The organism is Paenibacillus sp. FSL W8-0919 (assembly GCF_038003785.1).
GTDB classification, from domain to species: Bacteria; Bacillota; Bacilli; order Paenibacillales; family Paenibacillaceae; genus Paenibacillus_AQ; species Paenibacillus_AQ lactis.
The window spans coordinates 5050883-5063623 of record NZ_JBBOPV010000001.1 but is presented as its reverse complement, the minus strand read 5'-3'; the positions used below and the strand labels follow the sequence as shown (position 1 = coordinate 5063623).

Below are 12741 nucleotides of genomic sequence, written 5' to 3'. Positions count from 1 at the left end.
GAACGACAGGTATCCACTTGCACCGCGCCGACATATTGTACTCATGACCAAGTGAAGGGGGTAGAGGCCGTGAAATTGCGCAGAACTTTTGTATACCGTTCCGATTGCATTCCAGCCGTCCGGAGCAGAAATTCGTCACTCCGTAAAAGGAAAAAAAGCACCCTTCAAAAGCATTGGGTGCGACTAAAAAAGTTCGTGGTCGCGAGGCTGGCAAGACTGGCGGACCAACTGGGACTTCTCAGACAGCAGGTGGATCGCTTGTCCGTTCAAGTGAGCGCGCTTCAGAGTCGGGTAGACGCTCTGACACCCGCCCAAGGAGGCATCGTATCCTTCTTAAGGGCACGGGTTGGAACTCTCGCAACAATCGAGACGCCTGCCGGGACGTTGTTCGGTACGATTATCCTGGTCGGGGAGGATTTCGTTCAATTGCGGGAGGCAGACGGAAGCATAGTACTCATCCCGCTTCGTAATGTGTTGTCCGTTGTCTGAATACGATAATGGGAGGGGAGTTTATCCATGAACTTCATTGAGGCGTTAAGAAGTTTCATCGGGAGATCCGTTGAACTCGTTCAGCCGGGACAGTTTCTGCAAGGGAGGCTGGCATCGGCCGCCGACGGGATTGTGACGATCGAGATCGCAAGCACCAGCTATATCCCTGCAGCGGAAGTGGTGACGGTATTCAGCAATAACATCACGTTCATCCGCATCCTGCCTTAAGCTGTGATTTAAAGGGAGCGAGGGTCGCCCTTACGTATTTCGTTACGTATTTCGGCCGACATGGACCGGCTCCACGGTTTATAAAGGCGCTCATGCATTCGCGTCATGCTGCCGCTCCGAATTCGCCGGTGATAAAGCGGCAGTGGGAGGTAGCGGATCGTTTCTTCGAGGGCGAGCCGGGCCAACAATTCAATATCCTCGTATAATCTTCCTCCTTGCGGCACCGAAGTGCTCCATCCGTTAAGCTTGATTAACAGACCGACACGGAACATCCGGGGAGCCAGGGCAGGTCCTTCTTCTAGAAGCCATTGACGGGAGAGCGCTTCCGGCGGTTTCTTGACGCCACGGAAGACCAGCTCTCCGCTTCTGCGTTCGGTCCATTCATAATGGTCCGCGTAGATCGCCCCTGAATCCTCCGAGTTTAGGGCCTCTTTTGACAGACGCGCCAAGCACTCCGGCGCCAGCCAGTCGTCGGCGTCCAGCTCCAGCAGCCACTTGCCGCGGGCCCTTTGCAGGGCCGTATTCAGGCAGGCGGCTTTACCAACGTTTCGGTGCTGCCTATAACAGCGAATTCGCGAATCCTCTTGCAGCGTCTTCAAATACGACGGGGTTGCATCGGTCGATCCGTCATCAATGATTAGGAGCTCCCATGCAGGATCATTCTGGGCCATAACGGAACGGACAGCCCAGGGCAGATAATCGGCGTTATTGTAGGTGCAGATCACAACCGATATGACAGGGGAAAATAAAACCTCCGGCCGCTCTTCTACCTGAGTCTGGCTGCGCAGGATGATCGGCATAATCTCTCTGGCTTCCACCTCAGGATTTCTGGCAGGCCGTTCAGGATAGGCTCTAGCGGGAATATAAGCGTCTGTGCTGACCATTTTCCAACGATAAGCATGCCTAATCCGGACATATTGGTCGTAGAGCACCAATGGATCGAAGGGCATGAAATTTCGTCCTGCAAATCCCGGGCACGTGCCAGTCAGCACCGCCGAGGTCCGCCATAGAACCGCGCAATCTTGGATCGTGTCCTGGGTTCGCGTTGTGTACGATCGTCGAGGCTGAATGACGATTCCGCCATCCCCGTCCTGCAGCTCTTGCGACCAGGCTTGAAGCTGTTCCATAAATTCGGGCCGGAGGATATCGCCGCCATGCAGGGTAAGAAAAAACGCTTCGTCATAGCTTTGAAGCGATTGATTCAATCGATCGGCTGTGCCTGTCTCGGGGATCGTGATCACTTCCCAATCAGGCAGTACAGCTTTCAGGGATTTTTCCGTCTGTAGGGTTCCTGAATGACTTCCCCTAGAAATGATAAAAGCGATCATGAAATCTCCTTTTCCTATCGGTGGTTATTGAATCGGTTCTTTCATGCTACGTTAACCATTGTATGCAGCAAATGCCCAAGTGACACGCAACTGAAGAGGGATTTGGGGGGCTGTTTCAATCTCCAACAGCAACCTTGCATGGAGCGCAGGCGAATCATGCATAAGTGCAGAAATCGAGGAGTGAACAACGAATGCGAGGACAAAATAGTAGTTGATGCAAAAAAAAGAAGCATAGCGATGCCCGCCAAAAGGAGTCTAAAACACATTGTATAAAGCTTGACGATATTCATCGTCCATGAATGTGAGGTTTCATAACTGATAGGGATTACAGTATCTTCCATTTAGCGATCAATCGTCGATATATGGAGACTGGCATAACCGGTATCTTATTTCATTACACTATAAAGTTTATAGAAAAATAATATAACGTGATTATTATTGACATAATCAAAGGAATTAAAATAACATTAGGATTATTTCATCATGAAGGAGGCAGCTATGAGTTTTAAGGAGCAGTACGAAGAAATTGCGCAGATCGCCCGGACGATATTCGAACATCCCGAGCTTGGGTACAAAGAATTCAAGACAAGCGGGCTGGTTGAAGAATTCTTGAAGAAAGTAAATCCTGAAGCCGAGCTTCAGACGTTCAGCACGACGGGGCTACGGACCTCGCTCGGAGCCGGGAAACCGCTCAACATCGCCTTCATTGCGGAGTTGGACGCCGTTTATGCACCTTCCCACTGGCGTTCCGATCCGGCGACTGGCGCTGCGCATAATTGCGGACATTACACTCAGGTGGCGATTGCGCTTGCATTGTACAAGCACTACGTGGAGACCAACGCTTATGAAAATCTTGATTATACGCTGACGTTCATTTTCGTTCCCGCGGAAGAGTACCTGGATCTTGCCTACCGGGATGAGCTCCTTAAGAAAGGAACAATTTCGTATTACGGCGGAAAACCCGAAGCGATGAAGCTTGGGGTCTTCGACGATATCGATATCGGGCTGTGCGTGCACGCCATGGGCGGCGAGTTCGACAAGCGTACGATCGAAATCAACTGCGACCTGGCAGGCTTCTTGTACAAGCAGTATACATTTACGGGTAAAGCAACGCATGCCGGGTTTGATCCGTTCTCCGCCAAAAATGCTTACAGTATGTCAACGCTGTTCAATGTGGCGCTCGGGCTTAGCAGGCAGCAAATGAAAGACAGCGAGAAGGTTCGAATGAATCCGATCGTCCTTGATTCGGATATGTCGACGAATGTCGTTCCGAACCGGATTACGGTCGGAAGTGACTTGCGGACTCTTTCGGTGGAGTATATGAAGGAAGCTGCAGAAAAGATGGACGATGCGGCGAGAGGGAGCGCGCTGGCGCTGCAGGGCGAGGTTGAGATCAAGACGCAGATGGGATATCTGCCGTTCGTTCAGGATCGATATTTGTCGGAATTTGTAATGGAAGCATTCCAGCGCAATGATGAAATCGAGGCGATCTGGAACAACAATGCCATCAGCGCAGCGGGTGATATCGGGGATCTGGCTTTTATGATGCCATGCATACAAATCGGTTACAGCGGCTTTACGGGTACGATTCACGGGGATGATTTCAAAGATATTGACCCCGAATATATTTATGAGGTGTTCCCGAGATTTCTGACCCAGGTGCTTGAAGGGATGAACGGCCGAATCGATCGCTCGAAGCTGTACCGGAGATCTTTCGCCGAATACGAGCAGCTGCTAGAGTCCATTGTAAGTGCAAAGCCGATAAACGGAAATGAGGTCAAGGCATGAAGTCGAAACAATCATTCATCTATTTACTCGCATTCGTACTGATCGTCATTGCGGTTTCCGAATTTATCGGGATTCAGGCGGTAAAGGTCGGGTCTGTTAAAATAAGTTTGCTGCCGCTCGTGTTCGCGATATTGATTACAATGATCCTTGGTTTGTCGATCTTCCGCAAAGGGTTCATGAAGAAAATATACAGCGAAGCGAATGTCGCTTTCTCAAGCAAGTACTTGATTTTCATCATGCTGCCGCTTATGGCAAGATACGGCGCGGATGTCGCTCCGAGGATCGAGGAAATTTTAAAGGTCGGCTGGGTGTTCATCATCCAGGAAATCGGAAATCTGGGGACGATTTTGCTCGGACTCCCGATCGCCATTCTGCTCGGCCTGCGAAGAGAAGCGATCGGCTCGACGCTGGGACTCGGGCGTGAAGGCGAGCTGGCCTACATATCCGAAAAGTATACGCTCGACTCCGACGAAGGGCGGGGCGTCCTTTCCTTGTATATTATCGGCACCCTGTTCGGTACGTTGTTCTTCAGCATTATTGCTCCTATTATGCATGCCTCCGGCTTCTCAATCGAAGCGTTGGCGATGGCTTCCGGGGTCGGATCGGCAAGCATGATGACAGGCTCGTCATCAGCTCTGATCGCAACAGCGCCTGATATGGAACAAACCATCAACAGCTATGCAGCAGCGAGCCAGTTGCTTACAAGCTTCCTGGGAACCTACACGATGGTATTCCTGGCGGTGCCGCTGCAGCGGTTCATGTACAAATTGTTAGTCAGAGGTGATAAATGATGAGCACCGGCATGAATAAATATGCTAAATACGCCCTCGTCCTCCTGCTCAGCGTCAGTCTCATCCTATTTACGGAACAGATGAAGTTCATAAAGAGCGGTGAAGGCCATATTACATTCGGGACGATTACCGGTTTGGCCGTTTTGTGGCTGTTTTCCTTTATCGGGGTCATCATCTCAACGTTAATGAAGAAAGTGCCGGTAAAGTTCTTGCAGGAGTTCCCGGTCCTTGGGTGGGTATCCATCGTTTCGCTCATCTGCTGCCTCATATCGGACGTATTCGTTGATGCTATTGCCAATGTCAATTTCCTCTCCATTACGACGCCGATTTTGGCTTTCGCGGGCATCTCCGTTGCCGACCGGCTGGCCGATCTTCGCAAAACGTCATGGCGAGTCGCGATTGTTGCGGTCTTCGTATTTACAGGAACCTATGTAGGGAGTGCTCTGCTGTCGGAGCTCGGTCTTTACTTATCGGGTAAATAACATTCATGGGAATTTTAGATACAACCCGCCTTATCCATCGATAAGGCGGGTTGTTTTTGCTTGCAGCGGATAGCAACATGTCCTTAATTCACTTCCTTCGGTTTATCGCCGATCAAGCCCAGCAAAAACATTTGGGAATATGTGAAGCCTTTATAGATTTTGGTAACGCACGCTTGTAAAAGATGATTTGACAGGCAAAAAAACGAGGAGTAGAATGAATTTGCAGCTGCTTGAACACTTGTTCAAAACGATCGTTCAAAAATTAAAAATGCAACTTATCGAAATAGAGAATCGCAAATACATGAAGACAGGAAATGGAGATCGATGGTAAACGAAGAACAGGAGCAGGCTCAGGAAAAGGACGTCAAAGAGAAAATTTTGGGGGCGGCCAGGAAGCTTTTTGCCGGTAAGGGCTTTGAAGGCACCAGCGTCAGGCAAATCTGCGACGAAGCCGGCGTAGCCTTAGCGCTTGTATCCTACCATTTCGGAGGAAAAGACAAGCTGCTATATGCGCTGTTTGAGCCGCTTAACGAGCACTTTGCCAAGTTGTCCTTCCATTTGGAGGAACCGGTTGAGGCGCTTAAACAGTTTATTCGCGGATTTGTTGCCTACCGTTACGAGAACGAAGAGCTTATTCATATCCTGCAGCAGGAAATGATGATGCAAAGTCCCCGGCTGCGGATGCTATCGAACGCCTATTACCCGTCATGGGAGCATCTACGGGCGATATTGGAGGCAGGCAAGAGGCAGGGGGAGCTTCATTTCGAATCGATTGTACATGCCGTGCATTTTGTGATGGGTGCCGTTATTTTTTCCAGACAGATTCCGTTTCTCGAGCCGGTGTTCAGCGATTTGCCGCCTGTAAAGGACGATGCAGCGCAGGCGGCGGAGCATATCATTCGCCTGGTCTTGCACGGTTTGCATTCAAGATAACATCAAAGGGGATAACACCATGAAAGCAGCAAAAATTTACGGAGCGAAAGACATTCGGGTTGAAGAGACATCTGTTCCGTCTCTTGAAGCAGGCCACGTGCTCATCAAGGTCGATTATGCAGGCATTTGCGGAAGCGATATGCATGAATATATGGCAGGGACCTTTCCGATCCGGACACAGCCGGTGCTTGGACATGAATTCTCCGGCACGGTCGTTGAAATTGGCGAGGGCGTTACGGAAATGCAGCCAGGCGACAAGGTGGCCGTTGAACCGCTGATTGCCTGCGGGCATTGCGCCAATTGCCGAAGAGGCATGGCCAACCTGTGCACGAACAGCAGCGGTTACGGCTATTCGCTGTCGGGCGGCTTCGCGGAATATGCGGTTGTACGAGAGCAAAATGCGTTTAAGCTTCCGGAAGGAATGGACGTAAAGCTTGGCGCGCTTGTCGAGCCTACAGCCGTAGCGGTGCATGCCGTACGGCAAAGCACCCTGCGACTGGGCGATACGGCAGCTATTTTCGGTGCGGGTCCTATCGGGCTGCTGCTTCTTCAAGCGGTAAAGGCGGCGGGAGCAAGCGAAATCATTGTCGTTGAGGTTTCCGATGAACGCCGGGAGAAAGCGCTGGAGCTCGGTGCAACCCATGTTATCCATCCGGTCGAAGCCGATGCGGTTCAACAAATCAAGGAACTGACGGGCGGCGGAGTCGATGTGGCCTTTGATGCAGCCGGCGTTCAGGCCACATTCTTAAGCGGTGTCAGCGCGGTTCGAAAAGGCGGAGAGTTTAAGGTGGTGAGCCTATGGGAACAGCCGGTTACCTTCAGTCCGAACAGCTTTGTAAAAACCGAAGCGAAAATTACCGGGTCATACGCTTATGTCAATTTGTTCCCTGAGGTGATCCGGCTGCTCGCTCGCGGCATCATCGATGGAAATAAGGTCATTACAAGTCTCATCCCGCTTGAAGACATTGTTGGAAAAGGCTTTGAGGCCCTTGCTAGTGACCGAAAGCAATGCAAAATTTTAGTGGATATGCAATTGTCATAAACGAACAGTCCTGTCATGGATCCTATTCTATGGCAGGGCTTTTTTTGGTTTTAAGATAAATTGGTTCGATCTGGATACGATTCAACCTCATTGGGATATCCTAACCCTATCCATATTCGAAATTTGGAATTCAATATGTCCGAAATAGGGTATACCATGAATACATTCCAAGTTTGTACAGGAGGTTGGCGAAGTGAGATCATCGACCGATATTGCGATTCTGGGGATGGGGACAGCACTGCCCGCCCATTCGGTTGCCCAGTCCGATATTGCGGATTTAATAGCCTCATCTTTGCAGGATCGACCGGATTTGGCCCGATTTGCGAAAAAGGTGTTCAAGTCATGCGGCGTAGAGAGACGGTATACCTGTGAACCCAATTACTTGGGGCCGCTTGAGGATTGCCGTTATTTGCCGCTCCGCGAGGAAATGGACGTACCGTCCACGGAGGAGCGAATGCGTACCTATCAGCGAGAGGCGCTTCCGCTTGGATTGGAGGCTGCTGAGCAGGCATTGAACGATGCCGGCATTTCCCGTGAAAAAGTATCACATATGATTACGGTCAGCTGTACGGGGCAATTTCAACCGGGTCTTGATATTATGCTGATTCGGCACTTAGGTCTATCGCCTCGAGTCAATCGGCTGCCATTGATTTTCCAGGGCTGCGCCGCCGGGCTGAAAGCGATTCAGATGGCGCGGGATGTCGTTCAGGGTGACCCGAGTGCCCATGTGCTGATTGTATGCGTGGAGTTATGTACGCTTCATTTTCAGCCGGTGAAGGAGAGGGAGGCGCTGTTTGCCGCTTCGTTCTTCGGGGACGGAGCGTCCGCCTGCGTCATCGGCTGCCCGGAGGCTTGGCATCAGCATGTTCTGAAGCTGGGCTACGGCTACTCGGTACTTCTCCCGGACTCAACGGAGGACATGACATGGGAGGTTGGGGATATTGGCTTCGATCTTTATTTATCTCCCCGAATTCCTAAGCTGCTGGCTGCTCATCTCGAGGAAGAGCTTCGACTCCTGCTCCATGAAGACCAGCTCCCTGAGCTGTGGGCGATCCATCCTGGAGGAAGAGGCATCGTCGATGCGGTACAGGATGTGATGCGTCTAAGCGATGAACAGACACACTACAGCAGAGAGGTTTTAAGGACGGCAGGCAATTTGTCTTCCGTCACCATTATGTTCGTGCTGAACGCCATGCGCATGGATATGAAAAACCGGAATGAAGCCTCTACAGAAGGGATTGCCATGGCATTCGGACCCGGACTGACGGCAGAGCTTATGCGCTTTAGCTACGTTCCAGCATATTCTTCATCCTTAAGTGAGCAGGACCATGTCCTTCTTTAGACCATTGTCCATGCGGGCGCAGGAAGAAGAGCTGATGGATGACTTTTCCCGGGGCGGCGAAGAATTAAGCGAGGCACTCAAGCATTTAAGGCGGCTGAACAAACTGTTTGCTGCGCCGGGACCCACGCTGACCGGGGTGGATCAATTATGGAAGCGCATCGGAAGTCCAGGCAAGCTCAGCATTCTGGATGTAGGGGCAGGCTCAGGCGATATTAACCGGAAGCTGATCCGATGGTCCGAACGAAAGGGGATCCAGTTGACGATTACCCTGGTTGATCTGACGGAGGAAGCATGCGAGGAGGCCAGACGGTTATTCAGCAGGGAACCAAGGGTACGGGTACAGCGTGCGGACGTGAAGGAGCTCCCCGAAGCCACGGCTGATATTGTGACAGGCTCTCAGTTCGTTCATCATTTTGACGGCGAGCAGCTGATCGATATCGTATCCCACATGCTGCGGGCCTCCGTCCACGGAGTCGTGATCAATGATATCCATCGGCATCGGCTGTCCTATGCAGCGGTTTGGTTGGCAACGCGTCTCATTTCCCGCAACCGGTACATTAGGCATGATGGACCGTTGTCAGTGGCCAAGGGCTTTAACGGAAGCGATTGGGAGCAGCTGAAACGGCAATTGGCACACGAGACGATGACTTACGAATGGAGGCCTCTGTTCCGATATTCCGTTGTCATCCCCAAGATATGAGGTGCCAAGCGACTCACGGTAGCAGATCGTAAATCCATCGGTCCAAAATTGTCCCCAAGCATGATGAAAGGTGGTGTGTATCCATGACGGTAGAAACGGACGTCATCGTGATCGGAGCTGGAGTCTCGGGCACCAGCTGTGCGCTGCAGCTCGCCAGGCAGGGCCGCCGCACCCTCCTGCTGGACCGTCAGCATTTCCCGCGTCATAAAACTTGCGGCGAGTTCTTGTCGCCCGAAACGAAGGAGATGCTTGAGTACTTAGGCATCCGGCACGATAAGCTGGCGATCGGAACGAGTATCATGGATCACGCCATGATTATTATGCCTCACGGCGGCGAGATCACAGCTCCGTTACCTGGGCAGGCATACGGCTTTAGCCGTTATGAGCTGGACCGGCTCTTGCAGCAGCATGCCATGCGCGCTGGAGCGGATATTGTCACGGGAACGACCGTGACCCATATTCGGCTGCTGGACGACCAGCGGTACGAAGTAGACGCCAAGCAAGGGGACGAACGCGTTCGGTATGTGGCCAGGGCTGTTATTGGCGCGCACGGGACCAAAAAGCCGCGCGGCGCGGCTTCCGCCGGTGATGAACGGGATGATCCCGTATACGTTGGTTTAAAGTCCCATTATCATGGCGTGACGCTGCATCCTCGGGTTGAGCTGTATTTTTGCGAGGGTGGTTATGTCGGAATATCGCCGATTGAGAGCGGAAGGGTTAATGTAGCTGCGTTGTTGACCTTGAAATCGGTGCAGGGAAGCGGGAAATCGGTGCCGGAAATTCTCCGGTCTGCTTCGCGCTCGAACAAAAGGCTAGCCGATCGGATGGCTGAAGGGGAGCCTGTTCCTGGAACTCAGGTATCGATCGCCCCGCTTCGTTTATCCGACCTGCCCGAGCCATGGTCGCAATACCCGCACATCGGTGATGCCATGATGATGCTTCCGCCGCTTTGCGGGGACGGGATGTCCGTTGCGCTGCGCTCCTCACGCCTATGCGCGGACTGGACCGGCAAGTATTTAGACGGAGACATTCCTTTCGATGAATGGAAATATCAATATTCGCTCGAAGCCAACGCTGCGTTTACGCAGCTCCTTCGAAGAGCGAGGAGAATTCAGAGCCTGGCATTTGCCAGAACCAATCGCTTCTATCCCGCCATCGCCCGAATGATTCCTGGACTGGCGACTTATTTGGTCAAAGCGACCAGGCTGTCCGAAACGGGGATCGGCACAAGGTAAAGCCGCTATCATGCGGCTTTTTTTGATTATGGCTTTAGCCAGTTGAGCTCGCGAAGCGTGCGAAACAAAAAACCACCCGCTATGCGGGTGGAGGGATCGAGGGTTTGACCAACAAGACCATTCCGATAAAATTGAGATGTTCAGGCTCAATAATGAAAGGAATGGTCTTAGATGGCAAACAAGAGCTATAGTTTAGCTCACACGAAGTGGATGTGCAAGTACCACATTGTGTTCACCCCGAAGTATAGACGGAAAGAGATTTATAATCAAGTGAGGAAAGACTTAATCGAAATTTTCAAACGATTATGCAAATACAAGGGAGTGGAGATAATCGAAGGCCACATGATGCCCGATCATGTACATATGTTGGTAGCAATTCCCCCCAAAATCTCAGTATCATCATTTATGGGATACCTGAAGGGGAAAAGCTCACTCATGATATTCGAGAAGCATGCTAGCTTGAAGTATAAATATGGCAATCGAAAATTTTGGGCGGAGGGATACTACGTCAGCACAGTGGGCTTGAATGAAGCCACCGTGGCAAAATATATCCGTGAGCAAGAAGCACACGACCAGGCAATTGATAAACTGAGTGTGAAAGAGTATGAAGACCCATTCAGCAAAAACAGTAGCAAGAAGAAGTAAACCAGTTTAACTGGTAAGTGAAAGTGACAAATTACACTGAGACTGAACAATTTTATTGTCAGGCTAGCGTCTTTAGGCGCAGTTTGGCAACAAGGGGTTATACCCCAAGAGCAAACCACCCGTTTGACGGGTGGTTCTGATTAGCATTTTTTATCATCTAGTCATCCATTCTTCGTTGAGCTTGAGTTCTCCGTAGTTTTGTCGTCCGAGCGTCGACGCAGAGTATCGTGCAGCAGTCATCATTACATTTTATAAAATTATTGAGGCGGATTGCACGACAATCCATTGGACTTTCGTTTAGACCTTCCATTGACATTTAATCAGACGATAACTTAATATGTTTGTAAATATATAGACAGATTAAATTAATGTTTACAATGAAGAGAGGAGGTGACTCGTATGGCTGATGCCCCTCCGTCAAATCCAAACGGCCTGATTCGCAGCACGCTTGATTTCCAGTTCCAAATGGCTTGGCAGCTGCTCGACCTGCATCTAACCGGGCTGGAAGACGAGGAGTTTCATTGGCGACCCGCCTCGAAAGGGCTTCATGTGCATCAAGAATCCGGAATATGGCGGGCGGAATGGCCGGAATCGGAGAATTACGATATCGGACCACCAAGCATAGCTTGGCTGACTTGGCATATTGCGTACTGGTGGTCGATGGTACTGAACCATTCGTTTGGCAGCGGAACTCTGGCCCGGGAAGATATCTTTTCGAGCGGCGGCATACAAGAGACCCGGGATAGGATCAATCAATTGAGAAGCGAATGGAACCGTGAAGTGTCGGCGCTCACGGATGAAGAGTTCCTGTCTTCGGAACGAACGCGGTGGCCGTTTGCGGGGAGACCCTTTCATGAACTGGCGGCATGGCTGAACGTGGAGCTGATGAAAAATGCGGCCGAGATCGGCTATTGCCGCTTCCTGCATGCTGTTAGCGGTAGATAATCGTATCGGCTGATAAGCGCGACTCCATTGCTTGGATCGGCATTTGAAGCCACTCGTCTTCGTTTCAAGCACGTATTATTTTTTACGCCATGCGGGTGCATAGGTTGTCTTCGGGGCGGGAAACTGGTGGATCCAGTTAATGATCCGGGTGGACATCCATTGGCATCCCACGGCTAGTATTATGATTTTCCAATCAATCACATAGGCGGTCAGGGCAAAAATGATGCCGTTCATCCAGAACAACGATGTTCCGGGGTTGATGCCCTTGTATTTATAAATTGCCAGGGCCACAAAACCGATTCCTCCGTTCGAGACCCGCTGCCTGATCAGCATGGCGACGCCGGTTCCGAGAATCACCGAACCGAAGAGAAGATCAATCCATACATTCTTGAACGGCGGATCTACAAACACCTCGAAGAAATTGACGGATACGGAAGTGACTGTTATGACATATACGGTCCCGAAAGCGCTGATGCTGCCTAGATATTGGACGGTGAATACTAGAAAAATCGTATTGGCAAGCCAAAGCCCGAAGCTCATCGGGAGGCCGAATGCATGGTTAAGCAGCACCGCGATCCCCGCGCCTCCTCCGGACGGAATGGCGTGAGGGAACAAGAATACGGCCATGGCGAAGCCCTGTATGATAGCTCCGGCCGTAATGAGAAGAAACCTTATCGCTATTCGACGAGAAAACAAGAGTCTCCAACGATCGGGAAAGAACGGAATGCTCACACTGAAATCTCCTTCATTGGTTGAAGTGACAAGCCTATCCTGATATTGTAGTGTATGCTTG

General features: G+C 51.0%; 14 protein-coding genes. 12 read left to right on the top strand and 2 right to left on the bottom strand.

The window, feature by feature from the left end; translation table 11 throughout:
- The first annotated feature begins 69 nt into the window (after positions 1–69).
- Positions 70–489 carry a hypothetical protein gene (locus NST44_RS22860; RefSeq protein ID WP_007128347.1) on the top strand — a complete coding sequence of 140 codons (420 nt, stop codon included), beginning with the start codon at positions 70–72 and terminating at the stop codon, positions 487–489.
- Between the two features lie 27 nt (positions 490–516).
- Positions 517–717: a hypothetical protein gene (locus NST44_RS22855; protein WP_007128346.1), complete on the top strand. Its 201-nt coding sequence runs from the start codon at positions 517–519 to the stop codon at positions 715–717.
- An 8-nt stretch (positions 718–725) separates the two neighbouring features.
- On the opposite strand, the gene NST44_RS22850 is transcribed toward NST44_RS22855, so the two are convergent.
- The gene (locus tag NST44_RS22850) at positions 726–2045 is read right to left on the bottom strand and encodes a glycosyltransferase family 2 protein (RefSeq protein WP_007128345.1); all 1320 of its coding nucleotides are present in this window, start codon (positions 2043–2045) and stop codon (positions 726–728) included.
- A 498-nt stretch (positions 2046–2543) separates the two neighbouring features.
- On the opposite strand from NST44_RS22850, the gene NST44_RS22845 reads away from it, so the two are divergent.
- From NST44_RS22845 to NST44_RS22800, 10 genes are all read left to right on the top strand, one after another.
- Positions 2544–3833, top strand: coding sequence for a M20/M25/M40 family metallo-hydrolase (locus NST44_RS22845; RefSeq protein ID WP_007128344.1), 1290 nt, complete (start codon positions 2544–2546; stop codon positions 3831–3833).
- The gene (locus NST44_RS22840) at positions 3830–4624 is read left to right on the top strand and encodes a DUF3100 domain-containing protein (RefSeq protein WP_007128343.1); all 795 of its coding nucleotides are present in this window, start codon (positions 3830–3832) and stop codon (positions 4622–4624) included. Before NST44_RS22845 ends, NST44_RS22840 begins: the two co-directional genes overlap by 4 nt.
- Positions 4624–5106, top strand: a complete 483-nt coding sequence (locus tag NST44_RS22835; protein ID WP_083832588.1) for a hypothetical protein — start codon at positions 4624–4626, stop codon at positions 5104–5106. The genes NST44_RS22840 and NST44_RS22835 overlap by 1 nt, the downstream gene beginning before the upstream one ends.
- A 324-nt stretch (positions 5107–5430) precedes the next feature.
- The gene (locus tag NST44_RS22830; protein WP_007128340.1) at positions 5431–6039 is read left to right on the top strand and encodes a TetR family transcriptional regulator; all 609 of its coding nucleotides are present in this window, start codon (positions 5431–5433) and stop codon (positions 6037–6039) included.
- 19 nt (positions 6040–6058) lie between these two features.
- Positions 6059–7081 (top strand): 2,3-butanediol dehydrogenase, encoded by a 1023-nt coding sequence (locus tag NST44_RS22825; protein WP_210095312.1) that lies wholly within the window; start codon positions 6059–6061, stop codon positions 7079–7081.
- Positions 7082–7274: 193 nt separating this feature from the next.
- Entirely contained in the window at positions 7275–8423 is a 1149-nt protein-coding gene (locus NST44_RS22820; protein ID WP_340900666.1) for a type III polyketide synthase, read from the top strand.
- Positions 8410–9123, top strand: coding sequence for a methyltransferase domain-containing protein (locus NST44_RS22815; RefSeq protein ID WP_007128336.1), 714 nt, complete (start codon positions 8410–8412; stop codon positions 9121–9123). Before NST44_RS22820 ends, NST44_RS22815 begins: the two co-directional genes overlap by 14 nt.
- Before the next feature lie 83 nt (positions 9124–9206).
- On the top strand, positions 9207–10358 hold the full coding sequence (locus tag NST44_RS22810) for an NAD(P)/FAD-dependent oxidoreductase (protein ID WP_007128335.1): 1152 nt from the start codon (positions 9207–9209) through the stop codon (positions 10356–10358).
- Positions 10359–10529: 171 nt separating this feature from the next.
- Positions 10530–11003: an IS200/IS605 family transposase gene (gene tnpA / locus NST44_RS22805; RefSeq protein ID WP_007128375.1), complete on the top strand. Its 474-nt coding sequence runs from the start codon at positions 10530–10532 to the stop codon at positions 11001–11003.
- Positions 11004–11402: 399 nt separating this feature from the next.
- Complete coding sequence (locus NST44_RS22800; RefSeq protein WP_340900663.1) at positions 11403–11948, top strand: DinB family protein; 546 nt, start codon at positions 11403–11405, stop codon at positions 11946–11948.
- A gap of 75 nt (positions 11949–12023) precedes the next feature.
- On the opposite strand, the gene NST44_RS22795 is transcribed toward NST44_RS22800, so the two are convergent.
- Positions 12024–12680 carry a YitT family protein gene (locus NST44_RS22795; protein ID WP_007128333.1) on the bottom strand — a complete coding sequence of 219 codons (657 nt, stop codon included), beginning with the start codon at positions 12678–12680 and terminating at the stop codon, positions 12024–12026.
- Positions 12681–12741: the final 61 nt, after the last annotated feature.

Bases quoted from the DNA above. Each gene is read 5' to 3' on its own strand.
- NST44_RS22850 (WP_007128345.1), bottom strand. From the start codon at position 2,045: ATGATCGCTTTTATCATTTCTAGGGGAAGTCATTCAGGAACCCTACAG.
- NST44_RS22815 (WP_007128336.1), top strand. From the start codon at position 8,410: ATGTCCTTCTTTAGACCATTGTCCATGCGGGCGCAGGAAGAAGAGCTG.
- NST44_RS22800 (WP_340900663.1), top strand. From the start codon at position 11,403: ATGGCTGATGCCCCTCCGTCAAATCCAAACGGCCTGATTCGCAGCACG.
- NST44_RS22830 (WP_007128340.1), top strand. From the start codon at position 5,431: ATGGTAAACGAAGAACAGGAGCAGGCTCAGGAAAAGGACGTCAAAGAG.
- NST44_RS22845 (WP_007128344.1), top strand. From the start codon at position 2,544: ATGAGTTTTAAGGAGCAGTACGAAGAAATTGCGCAGATCGCCCGGACG.
- NST44_RS22855 (WP_007128346.1), top strand. From the start codon at position 517: ATGAACTTCATTGAGGCGTTAAGAAGTTTCATCGGGAGATCCGTTGAA.
- NST44_RS22810 (WP_007128335.1), top strand. From the start codon at position 9,207: ATGACGGTAGAAACGGACGTCATCGTGATCGGAGCTGGAGTCTCGGGC.
- NST44_RS22825 (WP_210095312.1), top strand. From the start codon at position 6,059: ATGAAAGCAGCAAAAATTTACGGAGCGAAAGACATTCGGGTTGAAGAG.
- tnpA (WP_007128375.1), top strand. From the start codon at position 10,530: ATGGCAAACAAGAGCTATAGTTTAGCTCACACGAAGTGGATGTGCAAG.
- NST44_RS22835 (WP_083832588.1), top strand. From the start codon at position 4,624: ATGAGCACCGGCATGAATAAATATGCTAAATACGCCCTCGTCCTCCTG.
- NST44_RS22840 (WP_007128343.1), top strand. From the start codon at position 3,830: ATGAAGTCGAAACAATCATTCATCTATTTACTCGCATTCGTACTGATC.